This is a genomic window from Methylobacter sp. (assembly GCF_036845245.1).
Taxonomy (GTDB): domain Bacteria; phylum Pseudomonadota; class Gammaproteobacteria; order Methylococcales; family Methylomonadaceae; genus Methylobacter_A.
The window spans coordinates 64,430-88,755 of record NZ_DAIUEH010000017.1; the positions used below are offsets into that span (position 1 = coordinate 64,430).

Below are 24,326 nucleotides of genomic sequence, written 5' to 3' on the forward strand. Positions count from 1 at the left end.
ACCACCACCGGCATGCAACAAATCATCTTTAAATTTTGTACCGTTCCACCAGCTGCTTAAGCTTCCCTCCCAGTTCGTGGAGGTTTTGCGCAGCGGCCTCGGCCTGCCCGGTGCCGGCCATATTCTGGATACTGGCCTGTTTGATGCTCTCCATCGCCAGCGCCACCTGATCCATTCCGACCAACTGCTGCTGACTTGAGGCCGCTATCTGCAACGCCGCCTGCGCCGCCTCGCCGATGCTCTCCTCCAGCATGCGGATGGACTCTCCGGCTGCATCCGACTGCTGCATGCCCTCTTCCACCGCCTTACCGCTCAGATCGTTAGCCATCACCGCCGCACCGGTCGCTTTCTGGATATCGCCCAGGATGGTCCGCACCTGGGCTGTTGCCTGTTTGGACTGTTCCGCCAGGCTCTTGATCTCCTGGGCCACCACCGCAAAGCCCTTGCCCTGGTCGCCGGCTTTCGCCGCTTCGATAGCGGCATTGACCGCCAGCAGGTTGGACTGCTCGGCCAGGTCATTAACGGTCAGGATAATCTCGCCAATGACCTGACTCTGTTCGCTCAATCTGACAATGCTTTCCGCCGCCGTGGTCGTTTGCTCGCGGATGCGGTCCATTCCTGCTATCAGTTCTTCTACAGCCTGCCGTCCCGTTTGTGAGACTTTCGCCACCTGCTGCGCGCTGTCGGATACCAACTTGGCTTTCCGGCTGGCCTGCTGTACCGTTTGCTTGACTTCTTCGACCGTCGCTGTGGTTTCGCTGACCGCCGTTGCCGTCTCCGCGGCGCTGGAAGTCACCTGTGTGGTCGTCGCCAGTATTTCCGACGATGATGAGGCCAGGACATTCATGCCGTCGCGAATTTCCAGCGTGAGCTTGCGCAGATTATTCACCATCGCGGCAAACGCATTTCCCAAAGTATCTTTATCCGATTGCGGCTTTACCTGCACCATAAGATCACCTGCGGCAATCTGTTTCGCAATATTAGCCATTTCCTGGAGCGATTGCAGCATGCCGGCGAACATCCGCATCAGCACCCCCACTTCATCAGCCCGCTGGCTGACGTCTAGCGTCATCGACAAATCTCCGGCGGCGATACGTTCGGCGATGCTCGCAATCTCTTTGAGCGGTCTGGAAATATGCCGGGTAAGGAACAAGCCTCCCCCGATAACCAGCGCACAGGCAAACAAAGAACCGAAAATAATCGACCTGACGGTGTTTTGCGCACTGATTGCGGCTTCTTGTTCCCGTTGTTTCAATAGCTCGTTTTCCTGGTCTTCCATTTCCCGCACGACCGCGCGCAGTTCATCCATCAATTTCTTGCCCTTGTCCAACACCACCACAGACCGCGCCGCCTCCAAGCCCTTATTACGGCGCAGGTCTATGGTTGCCTTGAGTTCGTCAAGCTTGCCTGCAACCAATGAGCCTATCGTTTCCAAGCGCCGTTGCTGAATTTGGTTATCCACAGTGAGCTGCTTAAGTTCCAGGATCAGCTTGTCGATATTGTGTATGGCCGCTTGATAAGGTTCCAGATAGCGTTCCTCGCCTGTGATGATGTAACCGCGTTGGCCGACTTCCATGTCCTGTAGCGCGGACAGCAGTTCCCGCAGCTTGGTCAGTACCTTGTAGGTATGGTTTACCCAGCGCGCGGTATCGGTCAGCTTTGCCGTATTCGTATAGGAAATGCCGCCGACAACCATCAGTACAAACAGAATGGAGATAAACCCTGTCCACAGTTTCGATCCAATTGAGAATTTCATGTTGTTAGCCTCTTATTCATAGCGTGTCGTACATTATTTTTGCCGGATCGCTGGTTCATTTACGCACACTCTTCATGCACGATGATATTGCTGTCCGTCAGCAGCTTCGCCGCATCCAGGATCACCAGCCGCTCTGCCGTGATTCCTCTCAGATAGTCCTCGCGGATACCGGTGAGCGTTGGCAGTCCGGCTTGAATTTTATTCAGCGGGATAGACTTCACCTCGACGACGGAATCCGCCAAAATGCCGAACTCCATAACGCCGTTGGAAAGGATGATCACCTTGTTGAGATCGGTCAGCCCTTTTTCCGGCAGGTCGAAGAACTTTTTGATATCTATCACCGATATGACCTGGCCGCGCACATTGACGATGCCGGCAACGAACCCGGGCGTACATGGCAGCGGGGTAAGGTCTTTCAGCGGGTAAACCTCGCGTACCCAGGCGGTTTCGATACCGTAGGTTTCATAGGCCAGCTGGAATATTACGACTTCGATAGATTCCGTTGGCCCGGCCTGCTCCGGCATTTGTGCAAGCGCCAGAGCCCTGGCCTTGAGAATGCCCTGCCATTGTTGCGGCGTGGTGGAACCCAGCTGTCCTGAATCAGTCTTGGCCGGGTCTTTCGTGCCGGTTTTGATGCTCTGTTTTTTCATGCCGACTTTTCCTGATCGCATAGAGTGTGGATGATTTCCGCCAAGCGTCCTGCGGTCATGCCTTCCGCCTCCGGCAGAACCTCTTCGGGCGGAAGTGCATCGAGCAACAGCAGCGCATTTTCAAAATGTTTCCCGGCTTCCTTGTGTCTGCCCAGTTGCCGATACAGGGTAGCTAACGTGAAATAGGCGAGCACATAATCCGGATCCAGGTACAACGTGCGCTTGAGTTCCTGCATGCTATCGTCGGTCCGCCCCTGTTCCAACAGCACGATAGCCATCAGGTAATGCCCGGCTGGATTCAGGCAGTCGGCATTAATCGCCTGCATGCACCATTGCCGCGCACCAGCCAAATCCCCTTTATTGGCGTCGATTCTGGCGAGAAGAGTCATTGCCTGCACCTTGGTTTTCCAACTGGACAGAAGCCTGACGGCTTGTGCTGACGCTTCGGCGTAACGCCCTTGTTGGAAAAGAGTCAGGGCCAGCCCATAGTCAGACGATCTCGATGGAAACGACGCCTTGTCTACGGCCACCAGCTCAGGCTTTCGCGAAGGCCGTTTTGTCGCCGCCGGGTCGATTCTAATCTGTTCGAGCGGTTCCGGCCTCGCCTGAGAAGACTCTACCGAACCCGGTGTTGTGCCCGAAGCAATTTTTTGATATAGGACCGTACCGGAAAAATTAACCATGTCCATCGTTTCAGTCATGGTCCGGTAAGCCTCTGTAGGATTGATAACCAGCCAGCCGCCATCCACCAGTGTCAGGCAATGCCTACGCATTACCTGAGTGGCTTGACCCGGCTTGAAATACATCATTACATTGCGGCAGAAGATGATATCCATCGCGTTGGTATTATTTATCGGCGACGGATAGGCGTCTTCCATCAGGTTGAGGTAGGCAAACGTGACCATTTCGCGCACTGAGGGAATGATTTCGTAGCGGCCATTTTCAATTGGGCGGAAATAACCGCTTTTCAGCCAAATAGGCGCATTACGAAAAGACCATTCGCCATAACTACCGGATTCGGCCTTGGCTAAAGCATGGGGATTAATGTCGGTGGCGAGGATGGTGATGTGCCATTGCTTGAAATCGGGGATCATCCGCTGCACCAGAATGGCAAGCGAATAAGCTTCTTCTCCAGTCGCACAACCGGCGCTCCAAAGTCTGAACGTTTGCCCGTATGATCTGCGGGACTGGATCAGCGCGGGCAGAATATGCATTTTCAATGCTTCGAATACCTGAGGATCGCGGAAGAAATAGGTTTCTCCCACCGTCAAATGACAGGCAAGGATTTCGATCCGGTTACGATCCAGCGGGGTGGATAGCAACCATTGCATGCAGGCCCCGGCATCCTGGAATCCGAAGTCCCGCGCAGCAGCCTCGATCCCGCGCAGCAGGTCACACTCGCGTTCCGGAGGAAAATGCAGCCCTATCTGCTGTGCCAGGAATTCGCTGAAACGCGCCAATAAAGAATGTTGCGATGTCTCGGTTATGTCCATGGTTAGATATTCTCCAAGGCCTGTTCCAGCGCGGTCTTTTCTTCAAGCGAAAGAAAACGGGCCAGATTATGAATCAGGATCATGCCGTCCTTGAGCCTGGCCACTCCTTCAACATACTCCATGCCGGGTACGATGGCGCTTGCCGGAACAATGTCTTCCCCGGAACACTCGATGACACCGGCGACATTATCTACGACAAGCACAACCAGACGGCCGGAGGAGTTGGCGACGATGAACTGATCGTCCGGCGTCAGGTTTTTCTCCGGCAGGCGGAAGCGCCGCCGTACGTCGACAACCGGCAACACGGCGCCCCTGACATTAACGACACCCAGGACGATATCCGGTGCATCCGGCAAGGGGGTGACTGCGACCGCACGATATACCTTTTCCACGCTGGAAAGTTCCAGCGCACAGCGCCAATCATCCAGTGTAAAGACCAGCAGCATCATATTTCGGTACCTCTGGGGGTTAGGTTGTAGCGACAGGAATATAAGGCGTCGACTACAAGGAGAGGAGCAATGCCCAATACTGAGAACTTAAGAGAAATTATGAGCGATGAGCCCAGCAGGTGTGGATGCAACTAAATTCGTATCTACACCTGACTAGATAGCTCCAGCTTAAATCAACAGTGTTGGAAGCTCCTTGCCAGAGGTATCCAATCCCCGTTCTTTACGGGCATATGACCCCTGCTTGCTGAATCCATCTTTTACCCTTCCTGTTCTTGTTATATTTAAGAATGATCAGGGCGATCCGCTATTGCTTGTATCGATACCACGAAACCAAAACCTTAACACCGGACTCAGGTATTTTCAACTTCTCATTCTTGTCATCTAATCAGTTTCGTTTCACAAAACTGATTAGATGACAAGAAGAAAAATATAAAACAATCTTCGTGGCGTTGTTTGTAACTACTTAATATCCGTTAATGACCGCGCGGTAAACAGCCGAATACACATCAACATTGCTCCAATGACCCTGCTTGTTATATCCCTCCATCAGTTTTGTAAGCTTTCCTACAAACCGACGATCAATAAACCCTAATAATTTCAATGCTATACAAAATGGCACAATGGTTGCTTAGTCCAATATAAACAAAGCCATCTGGTCATAGCCATGAAATCAACTAAAGACATTGCCGCGCTGCTGGACGAACCTGCCTGTGAGCATAACAAGAAGGAAAAGTCCGGTTGTGCCAAACCCAAACCCGGCGCTTCGGCGGGTGGCTGCGCTTTTGACGGTGCGCAGATTGCCCTGTTACCGATTGCCGATGTCGCTCATATCGTCCACGGGCCTATCGCTTGTGCGGGCAGCTCCTGGGATAACCGGGGCACGCGCTCTTCCGGGGCGGATTTATATCGCATCGGGATGACGACCGACTTGACCGAGCAGGACATTGTGATGGGGCGCTCGGAAAAGCGACTGTTCCATGCGATTAAGCAGGCAATTGATACTTACCATCCACCCGCCGTATTTATTTATAACACCTGCGTTCCTGCGCTGGTTGGCGATGATATTAACGCCATCTGTAAATCAGCCCAGGAACGCTGGGGCGTTCCTGTTGTACCGATTGACAGCGCCGGATTTTACGGCACCAAAAATCTCGGTAACCGTATTGCCGGTGACGCGATGGTTAATCATGTGATCGGCACCCGTGATCCCGATCCATTGCCTTTAACCGTTCAGCGCTCGGATATAAAAATCCATGACGTTAACCTGATCGGCGAATACAACATCGCCGGTGAATTCTGGCATGTGCTGCCGCTATTCGATGAACTGGGTTTGCGCATATTGTGCACATTATCAGGCGATGCAAGATTTCGCGAAGTGCAAACCATGCACAAAGCCGAAGTCAATATGATGGTTTGCTCCAAAGCAATGGTCAATGTCGCCCGCAAGTTGCAACAACAATACGGTACGCCGTGGTTTGAAGGCAGCTATTACGGCATAACCGACACCAGCCAATCATTACGGGACTTTGCTAAAGTGCTTAACGATCCGGATTTAACCGAACGCACCGAAGCGCTGATATTGCGTGAAGAAACCCGGATTCAGAAAGCATTGGAACCATGGAAAGTACGCCTGAAAGGCAAACGGGTGTTGCTGTTTACCGGCGGCGTAAAAAGCTGGTCGGTGATTTCCGCGTTGCAGGATTTGGGCATGGTGGTCGTTGCGACCGGCACCAAGAAATCCACCGAGGAAGACAAAGCCAGAATCCGCGAGCTGATGGGCGAAGACACCGTCATGATCGACGACGGCAGCCCCAAAGCGTTGCTGAAAATCGTCCATGATTACAAGGCCGACATTTTGATCGCCGGCGGCCGTAACATGTACACGGCGCTTAAAGCCAAAGTTCCGTTTTTGGATATTAACCAGGAACGCGAATTCGGTTACGAAGGCTATCAAGGCATGCTGGAACTGGTGCGCCAACTGGCGTTAACGATTGAAAGCCCGGTATGGGAGGCAGTTAGAGCGCCCGCACCGTGGAAAAACAGGAAGGTGACAAATGGCTGACATCCTGAAAAGAAACAAAGCGCTATCAGTCAATCCGCTGAAAGCCAGCCAGCCGATAGGCGGTTCCCTGGCGACATTGGGCTTTAATCGTTCCATGCCGATGTTGCACGGCTCGCAAGGTTGCACCGCTTTCGCTAAAGTGTTTTTTGTGCGCCACTTCAGGGAACCTATTCCATTGCAAAGTACGGCAATGGATCAAGGCAGCTCGGTGATGGGCGCAGACGAAAATGTGCGTGAAGGTATTAAAACCATTGCCGAAAAGTCCCGCCCTGCCCTGATTACTATTTTGACTACCGGATTGGCGGAAACCCAAGGCGCCGATGTCCATCGGAACGTCAGGGAGTTCAGGGAAGCCAATCCGGAATTTGCCGACATCGCAGTGGTCGCGGTCAATACGCCTGATTTTACCGGCAGTGTAGAAACCGGTTTTGCCGCAACGCTGACCGAAATTATTCGTGCTTTAGTGCCGGATGCCAAAGAAGCGGGAACCTATCCGGGCAAACGCAAGCGCCAGGTCAATGTCTTGGTCAATTACATGCTGACTCCCGGCGACCTGGAAGCGCTTCGCGATATTTTCGAGCAATTCCAGCTCAGGCCTGTTTTTGTGCCCGATATTTCCGATTCGCTGGATGGCTGTTTGACCGATGAAGATTTCAGCCCTGTGACTATCGGCGGCACCCTGATATCTGAAATGGCGACGCTGGGCGATGCGCTGGCGACGGTCGTTATCGGCCCATCGCTAGCCAAGGTGGCTGAATTACTGGAACAGAAAACCGGCGTTCCGACCTATGCTCTCGATCATCTTTACGGTTTAAAAGCCAATGATGCATTGATATCCGCATTAGCCGAAATCAGCGGTAACGATGTTCCCGAGCGTATAGAGCGTCAGCGCTCACAGTTGCAGGACGCGATGCTGGACACGCATTTTATGCTCGGCCAATTGCGCATAGCGATTGCCGCCGATGCGGATTTATTGAACGCGTTTATCGATCAGGTTCAGGAAATGGGCGCGGAAGTCGTTGCCGCGATCACTTCCTGCAACGTACCGCTGTTAGCGCGAATTCCTGTCGACAGCATCAAAATCGGCGACCTTGAAGATATGGAATTGATCGGCAAAGCCAACAAGGTGCAACTGGTCATCGGCAATTCCCATGCTGTCGATACCGCCGAACGCTTGGGCACGCCTATTTTGAGGGCCGGATTTCCGTTATACGACATTATCGGCGGTTACCAGAAAACCTGGATCGGCTACCGCGGCTCCCGGCAAACGCTATTCGATTTGGCCAACTTGGTGATCAATTATTCCCATGAAGAAATTCCAGTTTACCGCTCGGTATATGGCCAAAAGCCTGCCAGCGAAATAACCGACTACCCGCTGTCATGTCATTAACAAGACGTATGCACATAGTGCAAAGCACTGATGAGAGAAAGTTTATGGAAACCGCACTAAAAATAGCGTTTGCCACTACCGATATGGAAACGGTAAACCAGCATTTCGGCTCAGCCAAGTCTTTCGCCATATATGCGGTGGACATGGAAGACGCGCAATTACTCGAAGCCGCCCAGTTTGGCGAGCTCAGCCAGGACGGCAATGAAGATAAGTTGTCGGTCAAGCTTGATTTGCTGAACGGCTGTGCGGCGGTGTATTGCCAAGCTGTCGGCGGCTCGGCCATTAACCAGCTGATTGCTAAAGGCATACAGCCGGTTAAGGTGCATGAAGGCGGCAAGATTAAAGACTTAATCGTTGACCTGCAAAATGAGATGAAAGCCGGACCGTCCAGTTGGTTGGCAAAAGCGATTAATCAACACAAGAGTCCCGATCCTGAACGTTTTAATCAAATGGAAGATGAGGGTTGGGACGAATGATATTTTCGCTTGTTGTAGGAGCGGGCCATGCCCGCGATATTAACAACGCTTATTAAGTGTCGCCAGCATCTCGCGGGCATGGCCCGCTCCTACAACACGATAACCACTTGGGCTTGATGAGCTAAAAATGACCGCTCGTAAAACCAAACTACCACTTAACGGAGAAAAAATATGGCCATTGCCGCATTAGTCGTACAAGAAGACGATACCAATCTGAGTTCCGAGATCGTCAAAGATATGATCAAACAATTACGCGCGATTGATACTTACGATACCTATGAAGGCTGGTCGGAAGCAAAAATCATCGACCCTATCGTGTTAACTAAAGATCGCAAGAAAAATATTCCGGTAATCGGCGATCCCGATGAAATTACCATTGCCCGCTTAAAAGCTTATTACAACTCATTGGCGACACTGATTGAGAAAAGAACCGGCCTGATGGCGGCACCTATGGTTCATCTCAGTCATGAAGGTTTCGGCCGCGCATTGATCATGGTCGGGAGACTCATTGTGGTCGACAAAATATTGCGCGATACCCATCGTTTCGGCTTCTCAAGCCTGGAAGAATTACGCGAAAAAAGCGAGCAAACCATCGAGAAAGCACTGGGGCTAATCGAAAAATACAACGCGGCTGCAACCGACTAAGGAGGTACGCATGTCTGAAGAATTAAGAAAACTGGAAAAAGAAGTCAAAAAAACCAAGCGCCTGGCTAATGAGCAAGCCATGGTTTTACATGACCTGATTGAAGACAGCTTACCTGAAGGATACGGTGAACTGCTAGGCATCGCTCAAGCCACTTATGATGCCTGTAAAGCCTGGGATGAAGCCAACAAAAAACTAATTGCCGCTCAAGCTGAAGCGGCCTGAGCAGGAGAATAGCCATGTCTGATTTTGTAACAGGCGTTACCTTTGGCGGCACGGAATGGACGCCTGCTTATGTAACCGACATCAATCAAAAAACCTGCATCGGTTGCGGACGTTGCTTTAAAGTCTGCCCGCGCGATGTTTTCGATTTAGTTGAAAAAGCCGACGCGCTTGATCCGGATGACTTTGATGATGATTACGGTGATTTTGAAGACGATGATGACAACAGTATGGTCATGAGTCTCAAAAACAAACTGGATTGTATCGGCTGCGAAGCTTGCTCCAAAGTGTGCCCGAAAAGCTGTTTTACTCACGAACATAAGCAAGCTGCGTAACCGGAAAGACACGAAATAGAATAATTCTTCACCACGAAGACACGAAGAACACGAAGTTTTACTGAACAAAAACAGGAAAGGCATTTTGCCCCTTTCCAACGTTTGACGTTATTCAAGTATAACCGCGAGTCCGTACATCACAGAATCGTTAGAAATGGGATGGCAACTCCAGTTCCGCCTTTTGTGGTTGAGCCACGAAGATACGAAATCTTATTTTCTTCGTGTCCTTCGTGTCTTCGTGGTGAATTTTTCTACCATTAAGGAATAAAACCATGCCCAGACCTGAAAAACATGTATTTGTATGTACTCAAAACCGTCCGCAGGGACATCCCAGGGGTTCCTGTGCCAGCAGCGGTTGCGCTGAAATCATGAATGAATTCATGAATGAAATACAAGCCCGCAATCTGTTTGAAAAAATCGCCCTGACCAACACCGGCTGCATGGGCCCTTGTATGATGGGCCCCAGCGTGTTGGTTTATCCGGAAGGGGTGATGTACGGCAAGCTGAAAAAAGAAGACGTCAAAACCATCATTGAGCAACATCTGCTTGGCGGCGAGCCGGTTGCCAATTTGTTGGTTCCTGCCGAGATCTGGTAATGGCTTCAGTTGCGTTTGTAGAAGAACGGGTGATGTTCAGCCCGAATATGCCCGCCGAAGTTAATAGTCTGCTGCAAGCGGCTGTGGCCGCAAGCTCGGTTGATCAAAGCCGAGCGGAAAAGCTGTTTTTACAGGCGCAAACGCTGGATAGCCATTGCTTGCAAACCTATTTTGCGCTGTACAAGTTTTATTTTTATCAAAAACGTCTCGTTGATGCGGAACGAATTGTGTTGGCGGGCCTGGAAGAGTCGGCAAAACAAGGCGGCTTTCCCAGCGATTATCGTCTACTGGCTCAAAACCAGCCAAAATGGAATTCATACGCCAATGACGGCACTTTTTTCTATTTATATACTTTGAAAGCCTTGGCCTTTATCAAGCTAAGGCAAGGTTTTACCGCTGATGCCGAGATTGTTTTGTCTCACCTGAAACAACTCGATCCCGAAGATCTTTCGGGCGCATCAGTCATTATGGATTTAGCTGCGGGGATTACCGAGTAATGAACTTGTCCGAACACATCGCTATAAACCGTCAGCTGGCTGAATGCGTCTGTCAGCGGTTGACTGAAGAAATCCACGAACTGGGTTTTACCGAAACAGACATTAAACACTATCCGCGTTACGATGACGCTGATTTTGAATTGATCAAAGACCCTTATGCCGGAGCGGATAATTTAGCCTGTTACTGGTACGATGAGCCAAAAAAACAGCGTATCGGCCGGCTTCAGTTTAACAGCGACGGCACTTTTTACGCCGAATACGATGTCGTCAAGCCGCATCCGACCAAGGCCAAACGCTTTGTTGAAGGCGTCACTGCCTGGGGCAAAGCCGAACAGATTAAATCCGAGCCCAAATTGCTGGAAATGCCCGAATAGCTTCTATGGAAAATCCGGCGCGTATTTATGAACTATTGCTGGATTATGCCGGTAGCGATACAGAAGTCACCGAGCTAAGCATCGGTCTGGTTTGGACGGTCTGTAATGCCGGGCGCACTGGCTTGGCAATGAGTCCCGGCATTCCGACCCGAACCTTGTCATGGCCGGGCACATTGGCCGGTAAAACTTTGGCGGAACTGGCCGGATGGATCACCGATTGGGAGCCTTACAAGGCGACGGTGGCTATGGCAGCTATCAATTGCAGCTTAAACCGTTATGAATTACCGTCCGGCATAACTCTGTTACCTACTCCCGACAATGCCAATCTGGCTGTTTTCGATCATTTTCTACCTCAACTGCAAGGTAAAAAAGTCGTTGTTGTCGGGCGTTATCCCGGCATTGAACGCTATGCCGAACAAATCAATCTTCATATTATCGAACGGCAGCCCGTACCGGGCGATTATCCCGATCCCGCCTGCGAATTTTTATTGCCTGATGCCGACTGGGTATTTTTAACGGCCAGTTCTATCACCAATAAAACTTTTCCGCGTCTGGCCGAGCTTGCCCAACACGCCACCACCGTATTAATGGGACCGACAGTACCCTGGCTGCCCGAACTGCATGAATTCGCCATTGATTATCTGGCAGGTGTTGAAGTTGTCGATCCGGTAAAGCTGTACCAAACTGCCGCAGAAGGCGGCGGGGTGCGTATTTTTGACGATGCCGTGCGTTACCGGATAGTCGATCTAAGCCCCGATAATAGTATGACGTGGTTGAAAAACCAGATAGCTGAAGACTATACAGACAGACAACGGTTAAATCAGGCTATGGAGCAATGGTACAGCGGAAGCAACAAAGGCAGGTTTCCTGAATTTAACCGGCTCAATCAAATAACGGCAAAACTTTCGCGGATGGATAGCAGTTATAAGCGGTTGTGGGACGCCCATAACACTGCAACCTTAAATCAAGTATCACTGGAATCCAAAGCTTGATTTGACGGCTTTCGGTTTGACCAGTTTCCCGCTTCATAAAAATGAATACTGTAGGCGCGAATTTAATCGCGCCCACAGCATTTCAAGCATAACTATCCTCCTCTTAGCTTGATGGTCGTGACGCCCTACGCTCATCGTTGTACTCAAGTACTTTAAACACTGCATTCCATCTGAAATTCGGCCGCTAAAAATTGTAAGGTTTACGACAATCACTTACAAAATCAATTTGTGTTGTTGAGTTAAATATCCATAATTCACGACGACCAATCTACAATAAAACTTTCATCCTACTGTTTTAAAAGATAAATAATCATAATTTTTAATATGGCATAAACCATGCTTTATTTAGGTTAATATCCTCACAACCTGCACTTGCAATATTTATTTAATTATCTGGAGAACAAACAATGCTATTAGAAACCTATGAAGATAAAGGATTATTAACTGTCACTCTGGTCAATGGTCAAACCAGCACTGCAGGCGTTTACGCTTATCGCGGCGATTTGGTTTTAAAAGAAGGCTCTCTGCGCGAAGGCTCAACAACTGACCGTAAACCACCTGAAGCCCTGTTTATTCATTCAGCTTTGATTATTGAAGGCGACAAAATCAAATTCATCAATGGCCTGTTGCCTACGCTGGATTTATTGCCCGTTTTTGTTGAAAAATACAAAGCCGATATTGCAGCGGACTGCATTGCTTTGATTTATGTGGAAAATATCAGCAAAGGCTTACAGGTTGAATTGGAAGGCATTACTTATAAGTTATTACCTTTCAAGGAAGGCTTGGTGTGGAACGAAATACTTGAAGAGCTGTATATTGAAAAAAGCGAACTGAAAGGCCAATCCGCTGAAGATAAAGTCGCCATCGCTTATGCCGCGGCTAAATCTTATAACCCTAAAACACCTCTCGTCACTTTTGCCGAAGCAGAAGAAAACACTTTTGTAGTGGTGAAAGATGCGGCAGTAGGCGCTATTTAAGGTTTAGATTATTAGCCTTCATTTTATCGATTAAAAATAACTTTCTGCTTTTTATGCTAACCACACTGACGGGATTTAAGCCTCCGTCAGTGTGGTTTAGTTCCCCGCTTCATTATTTCAACGCATTGATACAGAGACCCTATGAAACTTCAAATTGAGCGCAAGTATGTAGAAGCAATGATTAATGAGTTTCCGGGCTTGGCGACATTGAATGACCAGCTGCGTTTCGGCAATAAAGCCGAAGTATCATTCAAACAATTGTCCAATACCGAGCTCAATTTTTTGCAGGATCTTTATAAGCAAGCCGGGACTGAAATGCAAGGCCATGTCGCATTGCTTTCAACGCTGCAAAAAGCGATGAACGACGATACGGTCAGGTTTGAAGAAAGTGACCTTGAAATGCTGCTACCGGCAATTGCCCGTTATCTTATCAATGACGCGATACGCGGCTGGTTATTCCAGGCCAATGTTGCCGGAAAACCGATGGCCTACGTGGTCACCCGATTAGACTTTACGCCTTCGGGCGAGGAAGAAACCGGCCGGGTTACACTTGAGATCAAAGCCAATGCCAAAGGCAAAGTAGCAATCTCAACAGTAACTATCCGCGCCCGCGATATTGCCGACAAAACGATTACGGAAATTTTTGTCGCCAAAGGCTTTCTTAAAGAAACGCCCGAACTTATCGCCACTTATGACGATGCCGCCGAACGTTATTTCGAATGGTGCGGCCAGTCAGGCACACAGTTTTTAGGCAAAGGCACCGGGTTTTATGCGGAAGACCCGACCGCTTCGCATCGCAGCACCGATTGGGCTCGCAAAGATGTCGTGGTTTTGTCTACCGAAGGCGGATCTGCGCGCCTCGTTAATGATGAAAGCATTCTCAGCGAACGCGTATTAACGATGGATGCCAAAGGCGACATTCTGGCTAAATATTTACGCAAAGCCGCCAAAAGCAACCGCTATGACTGCAAGGTCGAAAATGAAGTCGAAGCGTCGGAAAAAGAAATTCCCAAAGGCCTGTTTACCGAGCTGCCGGTGCATTGTTACCTGCTGATGTTCCATCTGGAACTGCATCATCATTTATGGGTGCATGTTAATGACATCAAGCCTTATCAATATCAACCGGAATTAAAACAAAAACTGGTTCTTCGCGAAGAACAGATTGACCTGATTGACATTCTTACCGCCGAAATGGATGTCTTGATGGACGACATTATTGAAGGCAAGTCGGGCGGCACCACGGTGCTTTGTGCCGGTCCTGCCGGAGTCGGCAAGACCTTAACGGCCGAAGTCTATTCCGAAATCATCAAGCGTCCATTGTACCGTGTGCATTCCGGGCAATTGGGACTCAATGTCGGCGAAATGGAAAAAGCTTTAAAAGACGTGTTAACCCGCGCTCAGCGCTGGGGCGCTGTGATGCTGATCGACGAGGCCGATGTTTACATCAAGCGGCGCGACAATAACATCGCGATGAATGCGGTCGTCGGAGTGTTTCTCAGGGTCCTCGAATATTTTAACGGCTTGCTGTTTCTGACCACCAATCGTGTCGATGACATTGATGAAGCCATTGTTTCCCGTTGTATCGCGCTGATTAAATATTATCCGCCGGACGCCGATGCACGCCGCCGCATCTGGCAGGTCATGATCGAGCAATTCGAGCTGAATGTCGCTGCTGATTTAATCGATCAATTAGTGACTACCTTCCCGGAAGCGACAGGACGCGACATTAAAGGGCTGTCCAAGCTGGTCGCCAAATTTTGCCAGCACAAAAAAGTAACGCCGACATTGGACGTATTCAAGCGCTGCTCGATATTCCGCGGAATGGATCTCGAAAAATCCGAAGAAAGTGCACTAAATCAGGGCAGTTAAGCACCATAAATAGCTGCATTTGGTGCAAATGCACCACAAATTACGATTCAAATCGAGACAGATAATAGTAACCACTTGAAATAATTAACAATTAAATATTGGCATTATTACTGCATAATAATTTACATAGTTAGTTTCGTTTGCATAGCCTTTCCTGAGCGTTGTACCTTCGGCGCCCTATTTTCTCGACTAGGGCGCTTTTTTTTGCCTGAAATTTCTCGTCAACCCCATAAAAGACGGGCTATTCAGGATTATGGCAAATAATTTGCTATCTAAATATATATGGCATTCATATAGCCCTTAACACGAAGAAATAGAGCGACTCACTACATTTAATCGCAACAAAATCTATTTTATTGTTAGCTTTACTACAACCTTCGCATCCTCTTGAGGAATGACCTTCTGAAGTCATTTAAACTACCATGAAAAAATACAAAACAATCTCCATTGCCGATTCTGAAAACCTGATTAAAGAGTCCAAGCCTATGATTCTGGACTGTAGGGACATGAAAGATTACAAAGCAGGACATTTGGAAGATGCTCTGCATGTTCATGAAGGCTTAAAGGATTCATTAGTTAAACGCGGCGACAAGCAGCGCAGCCTGTTGATTTATTGTTATTACGGCCATGCCAGCGAACACCTTGCCGAATTTTTCAGCGACTTCGGTTTTAAAGATGTCTACAGTCTGGAAGGCGGTTATTCCGGCTGGAAAGAAAAACACCAGCAAGCATGATGAATCCTGAACTACGCGACTGGCTACAAAATAACTATTTTTCTGTAGCACAACCGGCTTTAAAGAACAGTGACGGCATTTACCCGTTGATTTTGGCAAGCCAACAAGGCCGTATCGATGTCGTCCGCTTTCTGATCGAACAGAATGCAGCACTGGATGTTCTGGATCAATACGGCAATAACGCATTGTGGGCGGCTTGTTACTCCGGTAACAGCGATTGTATCGATGCACTGATTAATGCGGGAATCGATATTAATTATCAAAACACCGCTTCCGGCGCTACTGCGTTGATTTATTCAGCCTCCAGCGATAGAGAGAACGTGGTTGAACAATTATTGGCGGCCGGTGCTGACCCCGCCCTTAAAACGCACGACGATTTCACTGCGTTGGACTTGGCCTCTACCCGAAAAACACTCAAATTATTATCCAAGCTTGTTAAATCAGGAGATTAAAATGGAAGCATTGCCCCGTGAACTAGCCTTACGCATTGCCTTGGCATCGCGCATCCTGCCCGGCATCGACATATCCAGGCTACTGGAAATATTACATGAGCGGCTGGGGCCGCCCCTGGATGATGAAAAATTAAAATCCATCACCGTCACCAATCTTAAAACCGGTTTAGGCAGCCTGGATGGCGAAGAAGACGGCGAGGATATCGGCATCGGTCTTGCCAATATCAAATTAGCCGTGCGTTACCTGTGGGGCGACGAAGCGGAAGATGAAGACCTTCCTGAAATATTGCCCTATAAAGATGGCGACATGCCCGACTCTATCCGCGTCGCGATCGGTTCAAACAGCGGTGCACTGATCAACGGGCATTTCGGTTCCTGCATACGTTTTCTGGTTTACCAGTTATCACGGCACGATTACAAACTGGTCGATATACGCTCGACTATTGAAGCCGACAGCGCCGAAGACAGGAACCTGTTTCGCGCCAATTTAATTAAAGACTGCCATGTCATGTTCGTGCAATCGATCGGAGGCCCGGCTGCGGCAAAAGTGATACGCGCCGATATTTACCCGATCAAGATTCCGGATGTAACCGAAGCGATAGATCAATTAACGGAATTCCAGAAAGTGTTCGATGCGCCGCCGCCGTGGTTCGCTAAAGCGTTGGGTCGTTCAGCTGAGGAAAGGGTCAGGTTTACTCATGATGAAGCCGCTGAAACCAAGAGACAAGCAGTAGAGTAGACAACTTTACTGCTGCACTACCCTATCCCTCCGATCTTCATGGAGGGCCGATATATATTTAGCTTAGGCCCAAAAATGACAGATTGGAGTTTAGACCGGGAGGCGCAACTCGCCTATTCCTACGAACGTTTCGCGCAAGCCAAGGTTTTTGTGTTCCGCAAATGGTGCGAGAAAGCTGCCGAGCGAGGCGCACTGCCTCCAACCGATCTTTCCGGTTCCTGCAAGTATGGAAGCCTGTTCATGAACCGGGTCTTCGGCGGTTCGATCTGCGGCCACTATGAACATCAATACAACATGATCGGCGGGCGGCTAGTCGATCTCAGTCATGATGCGATCGACGTCGGCAGAATCACACACCCTTACCTGCATGAACCCGACTTTTTCAATATTCCGCAAAAACAGGCTTCGTTGAATGGCTGCCTGCCGCGCGTCGAACTCTGGGTCGCGCAATTCCTAAAGGAGATCGAAAGCTCCGAAGTTCCATCTTCACTTGGTATCTTATAGCCGCAACATTATCGTTGCCTGACATTTCGTAGATCCAATTCACATACTGCTTTTGACCCAGCGGACAATATCCGCAGCACTCATTGCGCCGGACATACGGGCAACTTCATGACCGGATTTGAATATCACCATCGTAGGAATACTGCGAATATTAAATTGAGCGGCAATACCCTGTTCCTGTTCAGTATTGAGCTTAGCCAAACGCACATGCGGTTCAAGTGCAACAGCCGCTTGGGCATAAGCCGGAGCCATCATCTTGCAAGGCCCGCACCAGGACGCCCAGAAATCGACTACGACAGGAATATCATTGCGCGCAATATGCTGCTGAAAATTCCGGCCGGTTAATTCCAGCGGATGGGCGCTAAACAACGGCTGTTTGCATTGACCGCAACGGGGATGCTGGGCCAAGCGCTCGGAGGCTATGCGATTTACCGCTTGGCAGTCGGGACAAACAATATGCAATGTACTCATGGGATGGCCTTATTGTTAAGGTTTAATTATTAAAGATATGAGGCCATCAACCCTAAAACTCAACTTTTAAATCCATTAAACCCTGCCAAGAACCGGCTGAATTCATCAACCAACTGAGGCATCGCGCTGAGCATCCGGTGATCGGTATCGTATAAATTCAAACGCACTCGATGCTTTTGGCAAAACCGCCAAGCATTCTCCGGCGGCACAATATCGTCCTGCCAGCCATGAAATACCCGAATATCTTCAGCCGTTGGCTTAAACTCCGTTTGCCGGTAGCCGGGCAAATAAAACGCAGGCGCCAGCAGAAAAAGCCCCTTGGGTTTAATCGATTCCGAAGCTACGGTTGCAACGTAAGCCCCCATACTGGAGCCGACTAATACGACTTCATCGTAGCCGGATAAATCCATCGCCAGTAATTGCCCAACCCGTTTATCAGGGTCCGAATGTTCCTGATAATCCGGGCTTTCAAACGAATAGCCGTACCCCCTGGCAACCTCGGCAAATTGAATAGTTTTCTCGCCCCAAGGTATGCTGTCTTTTCCGTGATTATAAATCACCCCTTTTTTCATATTGATAACCTCAGACATTGATTAATGATCCGCGAATGGTATTACAATCAACCATTCTTGTTACATAAATCTATCGCCGATGCAGACCAAAACAACATTCAAAGCCGCCTGGTGGTTAACAAACAGCCACTTGCAGACACTTTATCCGGCCTTATTAAGAAATACGCCCAATCCGCCTGATTATCGCCGCGAAAGGCTCATCACTCCCGACCATGATTTTATCGACATCGATTATTGCGGATACGGCAACCGACCCTTGATCATGCTGATACACGGCTTAACCGGCAGCTCGCAATCGGAATATATTAAAGGCCTACAAAGCACCTTACTTAAACAAGGCTTTCGCAGTGCCGCAATTAATTTCCGCGGCTGTAGCGGTCAATCCAATAACCGGGCCCGAAGCTATCATTCAGGCGAAACCGAGGACATTCATTTTCTCTATCAAACTTTACGACAGCGCGAACCCGAAACGCCTATAGCTGTCGTCGGTTTTTCATTAGGCGGTAATGTGGTTCTAAAGTGGCTGGGCGAACACGGCGACCGGTTAAAACTGTTTGCGGCTGTCGCGGTTTCGGTGCCTTTGCAGTTAGATATTTGCGCGACAAAACTGGATAACGGCTTTGCCAAGTGTTACCGCGGCAACTTGCTGAAAGATTTAAAAGTCTATATGCACGTTAAATTGCAGCATCTGGAGAACATAGGCCAGTCTGAAGAAGCCGCAAAGATCAAAGCATTGGGCGATTTATCGGCGATCAATTCGTTCTGGCAATATGACGATAGGGTCGTAGCCAAATTGCATGGCTTTAACGATGTACACGACTATTACCGGCGTTCCAGTTCCAGGCAATATCTCAAATCAATCTCGGTACCCACCTTATTGATTCAGGCGGTTGACGATCCGTTTATGACAACAGAAGTGCTACCCGGCCCGAATGAAATATCGCCCTATGTACATTTGGAGCTGACCAAACACGGCGGCCATGTAGGTTTTATCTCAGGACTAATTCCGTTCAAGCCGGAGTATTGGCTGGAACAGCGGATACCGGAGTTTTTGATGGGGCACATCAGTGGGTGACCGAATTCTGTAGGGCGTGCCGTGCGCGCCTTGAGTGTCAGGAAGGCGCGCACGGCACGCCCTACGTCAACTTACCCGATAGTTTCCAAAGAGCAAATGTCCAGGCGGAAATTACGTTTCCGCCTCTTCCGGCAAGAAGCCACCCGCCTGCATGGACCACAAACGATAATAAACGCCTTGCTGTGCCAACAGTTGATCATGTCCGCCATCCTCTACGATGCGCCCCTGGTCGAACACCAAAATCCGGTCCAAATGCGCTATCGTCGACAAGCGGTGCGCAATCGCAATGACTGTTTTGCGGCCCATCGCGCGATCCAGGTTTTCCTGAATGGTTTTTTCGGTGACCGAATCCAAGCTGGACGTGGCTTCATCCAGGATCAAAATCGGCGCGTCTTTCAACATCACCCGCGCAATCGCAATGCGCTGACGCTGGCCGCCGGATAGCTTAACCCCGCGCTCGCCGACCAAAGAATCATAGCCCTCAGGCATTACCCGAATGAACTCATCCGCATGCGCCATGCGCGCTGCCGCTTCAATAGCTTCATCATCCGCCTTCAAACGGCCGTAACCGATGTTTTCTTTCAGGCTGCGATGAAACAGGCTGGGATCTTGCGGAATCAAACTGACCTGCTCATGCAGTGAATCCAATTGAACCTGCTGAATATCCACGCCATCAATCAGGATCTGGCCGCTTTGCGGCTGATAATTACGCAGCATCAGGCTAACGAAAGTCGATTTGCCGGAACCGGAAAAGCCGACCAGCCCGACCCGTTGCCCCGGCTCAATGACGACATTGAAGCCGTCGAACACCGGCTGATCAGGCTCATAACCGAAACGCACATGACGAAATTCAATCCGGCCTTTGCTGACTTGTAGCGGCAACGCATCCGGCACATCGACAATCTCATGCGCTTGGACGATAGTTTCCACGCCGTTGGCGACATTGCCGACATATTCGAAAAACTCCAAGAAACGCCGGGTCAGGTTACGCGCATCGCTGATGATCAATAAAGCCAGCCCGACGCTCATCGTAAAATCGCCGACCCCGATCAAACCGCTGTCCCACAGAGTCAGCGCATAATAAACCGTGCCGACTTTGAGCATGGCCGCGGCAGTAAACTGGAACCAGCGTATCCGTTCCATATACCAAAAAGTGCGCCGTCCGGCCTTAACTTCCGTTTCCAGAAAACCGTCCAGATATTCCCGCTCAAAGTGCAAGCGTGCAAACAACTTGGCATTCAGGATATTGGTCACCGCATCGACAATCTTGCCGTTCACCATGCTGCGGGTCGCCGCATAATTCTGCGCATAAGGCTGGCAGCGCGTCGCTAACCAATACGAAAGGCTCACATAAACAAATACCCAGCCCGCAACCAGCAACCCTAAACCTTGATGCACGTTTAATAACAGCCCGATGGAAACCGCGAACGTCACCAGAATGGGCCAAAAATCGCATAGCACCGACCAGGTCGTATGATTAACGCTCATTGATGTTTCGCTGATGCGATGAGCCAAAGCGCCCGCAAAATGACTGCCGAAATACCGTGGCGCATGATATTGCAAATAAGCATACAACGCTTTTGTCGTGCGCTGGCGCAAGCGCGGCCCCATGATAATCAATACCGCTCCGCTGCCTCGGCTAAACAGGATTTCCGCGATATTCAAGCCCGCCAACAGCAACAACGGCCCGCGTAAACTTTCCAGCATACCCGCGCCTGATAAATGTGTGGTCACGCCGTCCATAATGGCTTTAATCGCATACGGCACCAGAATGCTGCCTGCGGCCTGTCCGGTTTCCAGAATCATCATCAGGATAATCCAGCCGCGAAAACCGGCTAAGCAGTACACAATAAATTTAACCGTGCCGGTGGGTAAAAGCGGAGCGTCTGCGGCTCGTTGAAAGGACTGGTTTTTAGACATAGCTCAAGAAATATCTACGAAAGAACCGACATTATAATGGAAAGTGCCGCCAGGAAGACTTTCCGGCATCGTATTGAGATTGAACCCAGGAGGATAGCAAATCGGTTCGCCCTGCCCTGTTTTCAGATTGAAAAACACGGGTTATCGTCTGTCGATAATTTCCAGGCAAGCGATCATCGTATGACGAACTATGAAAATAGTCATAGCTATCGGGTAAAGCGTGTAATGGCGGGTAACCAGCAGACTAATCAATACAAACGCCACAAATATACTGATGTTAAAACGGCTTTTTTTTTCCAGAAGCCGCAGGTACTGAATCGATTCCAGATCGAAATATTCACTCTTATTGATCAAGCTTACCGTCACAATCGAGGTGAATAGCGCGAAATACAACGGAAAGAAAAAGAACATCGGCGCATCGGCGTTGAATTGCGGCACCCAGTATGCGTACCAAGCCAGCAGGCAGCCGCTCGCAAAACCATCGTGCCAAATAACCTTGGGAACTTTTTTAAGATATCCCACCAGTAAACTGATGGCCACCACCGTCAGGCCGATACCCAAAGCCACAGGCGTGCTGAGTAGCTGTAGAAATCCGTTTGGGTTTTGTACTAAAAATGCCAGCGATATACTGCAAAGAATAAATCCGATCATGATCAATATTGTCTGAGTTTTCTCAGACTATAACACTGCGAACAGTGAAACAGAAACTCAATGACGCGGGCATCCGTTGTTAGTTATTCGTCCCCGGCTTCCTGTTTAAAGTACCGAGATGAAAGCACCACACTTCAGGCGTATGCTTGAGAGAATTTAAGCTTTTGAATAGTTATGGAAAAATTGTATATTTCCCCACCACTGCTAGTGATATATTATTTCGTAAGTAATGACCTACTTTATTGATAGTCGAGTAACAATGCATGGCTAAAACGCCAATTATTCCAGATCCATTACGAACAGCAGCTGAGGCCCGATTATCCCAGGATACTGCAACGGATTCGCCAGTTCGCTCCGCCGAAGAATTACTACATAAAATTCAGCTACACCAGATTGAACTGGAATTGCAGAATGAAGAGCTACGGCGCGCTTATGTCATTCTGGATGAGTCCCGCGATCGCTATATTGAGCTTTATGATTTTGCTCCGGTTGGTTACCTCACCCTTACCTGCGAAGGTTTGATCGCTGAACTCAATCTCACCGCAGCCGGACTACTTGGAGTGGATCGCTTCGACCTGTTGAATCGTCGTTTTGCCGCCTTTGTTACACCTCAAGACGGAGACCTTTGGCATCTTTTTTTCGTTGGCGTACTAAAGCGCAACAAGCCGCAGAATATTGAACTGACACTCAAACGCAATGATGGTGTCGAATTTCCTGTCCAGTTGGACTGCAAATGCGTAATAACCGCCAACCAAAGTTCGATGCTGCGTATCACGCTTACCGACATAACCGAGATCAAGAAGACGGAAGCAGCCTTGCGCGAAGCGAAAGAAATAGCCATGATCAATGCTGCACGCATGCAGACGCAAAAAGTACGAGAAGAAGCCCTGAATCGCCTTCAGAAAATCGCCAGCCAGTTGCCCGGGGTGATATTTCAATTTCGCTTGTATGCCGATGGCCGCTCCTGCTGTCCATACGCCAGTGAAGCTATCCGGGATATATACCGGCTTAGCCCGGAAGAAGTTCGCGAGGATGCATCCAGAGTATTCGCCCTTCTACACCCGGACGACTACGACGCTATCATCGCCTCCATCCGGAAATCAGAACGAGACTTGAGTCCGTGGTGCTATGAATATCGAGTGAAATTTGACGATGGCACTGTGCGCTGGCTATTGGGCAACGCACTGTTACAGAGGGAAGCGGACGGCTCCACGCTTTGGTTTGGCTTCATTACTGACATCAGCGAACGTAAACAGGCCGAGCAGCAGCTTAGAATCGCGGCCATTGCCTTCGAATCACAGAATGGCATACTCATCACCGATACCAATGCAACTATCCTTCAGGTCAACCGGTCCTTTACCAAAATTACCGGCTACTGCGCTGAAGAAACTATTGGCCGCAACACGCGCATGCTCAGCTCAGGTCGACATAGCAAAGCTTTTTATGCAGCTATGTGGAATACACTGAATACCACCGATGCATGGGAAGGAGAAATCTTGAACCGGCATAAGAATGGCGAAATCTATACAGTCTGGCTGACCATTACCGCAGTAAAAAATGATCAGGGTAAAATCATTAATTATGTCGGCTCGATGAATGACATCACTGAGCGCAAAAAGGCGAAAGAACAAGCAAAAGAACATCTTGAAAAACTCGCTCATGTCACTCGCCTTGCGATGATGGGAGAAATGGCTTCAGGCATTGCCCATGAAGTAAACCAACCCTTGACTGCTATTTCTGTCTATACAAAAGTTAGTATTGACCTTATCAACACTGAAAATCCTGATCTAAGCAAACTTAACCAGACCTTATCCAAAACTCAGCAACAGGCTTTAAGAGTGGGCCGAATAATTCATAACATGAAGGAATTCGGTAAATCCCATTCACAACGGCATTTAACTTCAGACATTAATACCTTGATTCATAATGCGATAGACCTTTGTATTAGTGAATTTAAACACAACAACATAACCCCCAATTTTGAACTAACCGATAATTTGCCTCCTGTCGTTGTCGATCATATACAAATTGAGCAAGTCATTATAAACCTGATCAGAAACAGCATTGACGCGTTACGGGACTTACCTCCAAATCAGCATCGCCTGTTAACCATCCAAAGTCGCTTGACATTGAATCATGAGATACTGATTAGCGTAAAAGACAATGGCTTGGGCATTGATGAAGAGCAACAACAGAAAATATTGACGCCTTTTCACACTACCAAGATAAACGGCACCGGCATGGGACTGTCCATCAGTCGTTCGCTGATCGAAGCCCATAAAGGCACTTTATGTTTCAATAGCAAACGTGGGAAAGGCAGTACTTTTTATTTCACGTTACCTATAAAAAAAGATAAACCTGAAAAACGTTAATAACTGATGTTACGCAGTCCGTAACTTCTGCAATTCTGCATAAGCCATCTGGTTC

General features: G+C 49.1%; 26 protein-coding genes. 18 read left to right on the top strand and 8 right to left on the bottom strand.

Going from position 1 to position 24,326, the window contains the following annotated elements:
* Positions 1 to 28 precede the first annotated feature (28 nt).
* From V7051_RS09405 to V7051_RS09420, 4 genes are read right to left on the bottom strand one after another with little or no spacing between them, the layout of a single operon-like run.
* Entirely contained in the window at positions 29 to 1,756 is a 1,728-nt protein-coding gene (locus V7051_RS09405) for a methyl-accepting chemotaxis protein (RefSeq protein ID WP_333874664.1), read from the bottom strand.
* Between the two features lie 59 nt (positions 1,757 to 1,815).
* Complete coding sequence (locus tag V7051_RS09410; protein ID WP_333874663.1) at positions 1,816 to 2,406, bottom strand: chemotaxis protein CheW; 591 nt, start codon at positions 2,404 to 2,406, stop codon at positions 1,816 to 1,818.
* On the bottom strand, positions 2,403 to 3,899 hold the full coding sequence (locus tag V7051_RS09415) for a CheR family methyltransferase (RefSeq protein ID WP_333874662.1): 1,497 nt from the start codon (positions 3,897 to 3,899) through the stop codon (positions 2,403 to 2,405). The genes V7051_RS09410 and V7051_RS09415 overlap by 4 nt, the downstream gene beginning before the upstream one ends.
* 2 nt (positions 3,900 to 3,901) lie before the next feature.
* The gene (locus V7051_RS09420) at positions 3,902 to 4,348 is read right to left on the bottom strand and encodes a chemotaxis protein CheW (RefSeq protein WP_334181137.1); all 447 of its coding nucleotides are present in this window, start codon (positions 4,346 to 4,348) and stop codon (positions 3,902 to 3,904) included.
* 664 nt (positions 4,349 to 5,012) lie between these two features.
* Between V7051_RS09420 and nifE the strand changes: the two genes are divergently transcribed.
* The 16 genes from nifE to V7051_RS09500 all read left to right on the top strand — a co-directional run bounded on the left by nifE (position 5,013) and on the right by V7051_RS09500 (position 17,210).
* Positions 5,013 to 6,410 (top strand): nitrogenase iron-molybdenum cofactor biosynthesis protein NifE, encoded by a 1,398-nt coding sequence (gene nifE / locus V7051_RS09425; protein ID WP_333874660.1) that lies wholly within the window; start codon positions 5,013 to 5,015, stop codon positions 6,408 to 6,410.
* Positions 6,403 to 7,800: a nitrogenase iron-molybdenum cofactor biosynthesis protein NifN gene (gene nifN, locus V7051_RS09430; protein ID WP_333874659.1), complete on the top strand. Its 1,398-nt coding sequence runs from the start codon at positions 6,403 to 6,405 to the stop codon at positions 7,798 to 7,800. The genes nifE and nifN overlap by 8 nt, the downstream gene beginning before the upstream one ends.
* A gap of 44 nt (positions 7,801 to 7,844) precedes the next feature.
* The gene (gene nifX / locus V7051_RS09435) at positions 7,845 to 8,276 is read left to right on the top strand and encodes a nitrogen fixation protein NifX (RefSeq protein ID WP_333874658.1); all 432 of its coding nucleotides are present in this window, start codon (positions 7,845 to 7,847) and stop codon (positions 8,274 to 8,276) included.
* Between the two features lie 171 nt (positions 8,277 to 8,447).
* Positions 8,448 to 8,921, top strand: a complete 474-nt coding sequence (locus V7051_RS09440; RefSeq protein WP_333874657.1) for a NifX-associated nitrogen fixation protein — start codon at positions 8,448 to 8,450, stop codon at positions 8,919 to 8,921.
* Positions 8,922 to 8,931: 10 nt separating this feature from the next.
* Positions 8,932 to 9,144 (top strand): CCE_0567 family metalloprotein, encoded by a 213-nt coding sequence (locus V7051_RS09445; protein ID WP_333874656.1) that lies wholly within the window; start codon positions 8,932 to 8,934, stop codon positions 9,142 to 9,144.
* 14 nt (positions 9,145 to 9,158) lie between these two features.
* Positions 9,159 to 9,476 carry a ferredoxin III, nif-specific gene (fdxB, locus tag V7051_RS09450; protein WP_333874655.1) on the top strand — a complete coding sequence of 106 codons (318 nt, stop codon included), beginning with the start codon at positions 9,159 to 9,161 and terminating at the stop codon, positions 9,474 to 9,476.
* 272 nt (positions 9,477 to 9,748) lie between these two features.
* Complete coding sequence (locus V7051_RS09455; RefSeq protein WP_333874654.1) at positions 9,749 to 10,072, top strand: (2Fe-2S) ferredoxin domain-containing protein; 324 nt, start codon at positions 9,749 to 9,751, stop codon at positions 10,070 to 10,072.
* Complete coding sequence (locus tag V7051_RS09460) at positions 10,072 to 10,569, top strand: hypothetical protein (protein WP_333874653.1); 498 nt, start codon at positions 10,072 to 10,074, stop codon at positions 10,567 to 10,569. Before V7051_RS09455 ends, V7051_RS09460 begins: the two co-directional genes overlap by 1 nt.
* On the top strand, positions 10,569 to 10,943 hold the full coding sequence (locus V7051_RS09465) for a hypothetical protein (protein WP_333874652.1): 375 nt from the start codon (positions 10,569 to 10,571) through the stop codon (positions 10,941 to 10,943). Before V7051_RS09460 ends, V7051_RS09465 begins: the two co-directional genes overlap by 1 nt.
* Positions 10,944 to 10,948: 5 nt before the next feature.
* Positions 10,949 to 11,935 (top strand): DUF364 domain-containing protein, encoded by a 987-nt coding sequence (locus V7051_RS09470; protein WP_333874651.1) that lies wholly within the window; start codon positions 10,949 to 10,951, stop codon positions 11,933 to 11,935.
* 407 nt (positions 11,936 to 12,342) lie between these two features.
* The gene (locus tag V7051_RS09475; RefSeq protein WP_333874650.1) at positions 12,343 to 12,912 is read left to right on the top strand and encodes a hypothetical protein; all 570 of its coding nucleotides are present in this window, start codon (positions 12,343 to 12,345) and stop codon (positions 12,910 to 12,912) included.
* A gap of 141 nt (positions 12,913 to 13,053) precedes the next feature.
* Positions 13,054 to 14,781 (top strand): ATP-binding protein, encoded by a 1,728-nt coding sequence (locus V7051_RS09480; protein ID WP_333874649.1) that lies wholly within the window; start codon positions 13,054 to 13,056, stop codon positions 14,779 to 14,781.
* A 422-nt stretch (positions 14,782 to 15,203) separates the two neighbouring features.
* Positions 15,204 to 15,515 (top strand): rhodanese-like domain-containing protein, encoded by a 312-nt coding sequence (locus V7051_RS09485; protein WP_333874648.1) that lies wholly within the window; start codon positions 15,204 to 15,206, stop codon positions 15,513 to 15,515.
* Positions 15,512 to 15,967, top strand: coding sequence for an ankyrin repeat domain-containing protein (locus V7051_RS09490; RefSeq protein ID WP_333874647.1), 456 nt, complete (start codon positions 15,512 to 15,514; stop codon positions 15,965 to 15,967). The genes V7051_RS09485 and V7051_RS09490 overlap by 4 nt, the downstream gene beginning before the upstream one ends.
* A 1-nt stretch (position 15,968) precedes the next feature.
* On the top strand, positions 15,969 to 16,706 hold the full coding sequence (locus V7051_RS09495; RefSeq protein WP_333874646.1) for a dinitrogenase iron-molybdenum cofactor biosynthesis protein: 738 nt from the start codon (positions 15,969 to 15,971) through the stop codon (positions 16,704 to 16,706).
* A gap of 75 nt (positions 16,707 to 16,781) precedes the next feature.
* Complete coding sequence (locus V7051_RS09500; RefSeq protein WP_333874645.1) at positions 16,782 to 17,210, top strand: transcriptional regulator; 429 nt, start codon at positions 16,782 to 16,784, stop codon at positions 17,208 to 17,210.
* Positions 17,211 to 17,249: 39 nt separating this feature from the next.
* Here the strand turns inward: V7051_RS09500 and trxC are convergent, their stop codons facing one another.
* Entirely contained in the window at positions 17,250 to 17,681 is a 432-nt protein-coding gene (gene trxC, locus V7051_RS09505; RefSeq protein ID WP_333874644.1) for a thioredoxin TrxC, read from the bottom strand.
* A gap of 59 nt (positions 17,682 to 17,740) precedes the next feature.
* Positions 17,741 to 18,271, bottom strand: a complete 531-nt coding sequence (locus tag V7051_RS09510; RefSeq protein ID WP_333874643.1) for an alpha/beta hydrolase — start codon at positions 18,269 to 18,271, stop codon at positions 17,741 to 17,743.
* 61 nt (positions 18,272 to 18,332) lie between these two features.
* Between V7051_RS09510 and V7051_RS09515 the strand changes: the two genes are divergently transcribed.
* Entirely contained in the window at positions 18,333 to 19,328 is a 996-nt protein-coding gene (locus tag V7051_RS09515; RefSeq protein ID WP_333874642.1) for a hydrolase, read from the top strand.
* Between the two features lie 111 nt (positions 19,329 to 19,439).
* Here V7051_RS09515 and V7051_RS09520 read toward each other — a convergent pair whose 3' ends face one another.
* Both V7051_RS09520 and V7051_RS09525 read right to left on the bottom strand, forming a co-directional pair.
* Entirely contained in the window at positions 19,440 to 21,248 is a 1,809-nt protein-coding gene (locus V7051_RS09520; RefSeq protein WP_333874641.1) for an ABC transporter ATP-binding protein, read from the bottom strand.
* Positions 21,249 to 21,389: 141 nt separating this feature from the next.
* Positions 21,390 to 21,899 carry a hypothetical protein gene (locus V7051_RS09525; RefSeq protein ID WP_333874640.1) on the bottom strand — a complete coding sequence of 170 codons (510 nt, stop codon included), beginning with the start codon at positions 21,897 to 21,899 and terminating at the stop codon, positions 21,390 to 21,392.
* Positions 21,900 to 22,162: 263 nt separating this feature from the next.
* On the opposite strand from V7051_RS09525, the gene V7051_RS09530 reads away from it, so the two are divergent.
* A complete protein-coding gene (locus V7051_RS09530; protein ID WP_333874639.1) occupies positions 22,163 to 24,271 on the top strand; it encodes a PAS domain S-box protein in 2,109 nt (702 codons plus the stop codon).
* Positions 24,272 to 24,326 lie beyond the last annotated feature (55 nt).

Excerpts from the sequence above, each read along its gene's own strand:
- V7051_RS09530 (WP_333874639.1), top strand. The coding sequence starts at position 22,163 with ATGGCTAAAACGCCAATTATTCCAGATCCATTACGAACAGCAGCTGAG.
- V7051_RS09410 (WP_333874663.1), bottom strand. The coding sequence starts at position 2,406 with ATGAAAAAACAGAGCATCAAAACCGGCACGAAAGACCCGGCCAAGACT.
- V7051_RS09420 (WP_334181137.1), bottom strand. The coding sequence starts at position 4,348 with ATGATGCTGCTGGTCTTTACACTGGATGATTGGCGCTGTGCGCTGGAA.
- V7051_RS09520 (WP_333874641.1), bottom strand. The coding sequence starts at position 21,248 with ATGTCTAAAAACCAGTCCTTTCAACGAGCCGCAGACGCTCCGCTTTTA.
- V7051_RS09415 (WP_333874662.1), bottom strand. The coding sequence starts at position 3,899 with ATGGACATAACCGAGACATCGCAACATTCTTTATTGGCGCGTTTCAGC.
- V7051_RS09485 (WP_333874648.1), top strand. The coding sequence starts at position 15,204 with ATGAAAAAATACAAAACAATCTCCATTGCCGATTCTGAAAACCTGATT.
- V7051_RS09500 (WP_333874645.1), top strand. The coding sequence starts at position 16,782 with ATGACAGATTGGAGTTTAGACCGGGAGGCGCAACTCGCCTATTCCTAC.
- nifN (WP_333874659.1), top strand. The coding sequence starts at position 6,403 with ATGGCTGACATCCTGAAAAGAAACAAAGCGCTATCAGTCAATCCGCTG.
- V7051_RS09440 (WP_333874657.1), top strand. The coding sequence starts at position 8,448 with ATGGCCATTGCCGCATTAGTCGTACAAGAAGACGATACCAATCTGAGT.
- trxC (WP_333874644.1), bottom strand. The coding sequence starts at position 17,681 with ATGAGTACATTGCATATTGTTTGTCCCGACTGCCAAGCGGTAAATCGC.
- V7051_RS09455 (WP_333874654.1), top strand. The coding sequence starts at position 9,749 with ATGCCCAGACCTGAAAAACATGTATTTGTATGTACTCAAAACCGTCCG.
- V7051_RS09405 (WP_333874664.1), bottom strand. The coding sequence starts at position 1,756 with ATGAAATTCTCAATTGGATCGAAACTGTGGACAGGGTTTATCTCCATT.
- V7051_RS09465 (WP_333874652.1), top strand. The coding sequence starts at position 10,569 with ATGAACTTGTCCGAACACATCGCTATAAACCGTCAGCTGGCTGAATGC.
- nifX (WP_333874658.1), top strand. The coding sequence starts at position 7,845 with ATGGAAACCGCACTAAAAATAGCGTTTGCCACTACCGATATGGAAACG.
- V7051_RS09515 (WP_333874642.1), top strand. The coding sequence starts at position 18,333 with ATGCAGACCAAAACAACATTCAAAGCCGCCTGGTGGTTAACAAACAGC.
- V7051_RS09475 (WP_333874650.1), top strand. The coding sequence starts at position 12,343 with ATGCTATTAGAAACCTATGAAGATAAAGGATTATTAACTGTCACTCTG.
- fdxB (WP_333874655.1), top strand. The coding sequence starts at position 9,159 with ATGTCTGATTTTGTAACAGGCGTTACCTTTGGCGGCACGGAATGGACG.
- V7051_RS09470 (WP_333874651.1), top strand. The coding sequence starts at position 10,949 with ATGGAAAATCCGGCGCGTATTTATGAACTATTGCTGGATTATGCCGGT.
- V7051_RS09460 (WP_333874653.1), top strand. The coding sequence starts at position 10,072 with ATGGCTTCAGTTGCGTTTGTAGAAGAACGGGTGATGTTCAGCCCGAAT.
- V7051_RS09445 (WP_333874656.1), top strand. The coding sequence starts at position 8,932 with ATGTCTGAAGAATTAAGAAAACTGGAAAAAGAAGTCAAAAAAACCAAG.
- V7051_RS09490 (WP_333874647.1), top strand. The coding sequence starts at position 15,512 with ATGATGAATCCTGAACTACGCGACTGGCTACAAAATAACTATTTTTCT.
- V7051_RS09510 (WP_333874643.1), bottom strand. The coding sequence starts at position 18,271 with ATGTCTGAGGTTATCAATATGAAAAAAGGGGTGATTTATAATCACGGA.
- nifE (WP_333874660.1), top strand. The coding sequence starts at position 5,013 with ATGAAATCAACTAAAGACATTGCCGCGCTGCTGGACGAACCTGCCTGT.
- V7051_RS09480 (WP_333874649.1), top strand. The coding sequence starts at position 13,054 with ATGAAACTTCAAATTGAGCGCAAGTATGTAGAAGCAATGATTAATGAG.
- V7051_RS09495 (WP_333874646.1), top strand. The coding sequence starts at position 15,969 with ATGGAAGCATTGCCCCGTGAACTAGCCTTACGCATTGCCTTGGCATCG.
- V7051_RS09525 (WP_333874640.1), bottom strand. The coding sequence starts at position 21,899 with ATGATCGGATTTATTCTTTGCAGTATATCGCTGGCATTTTTAGTACAA.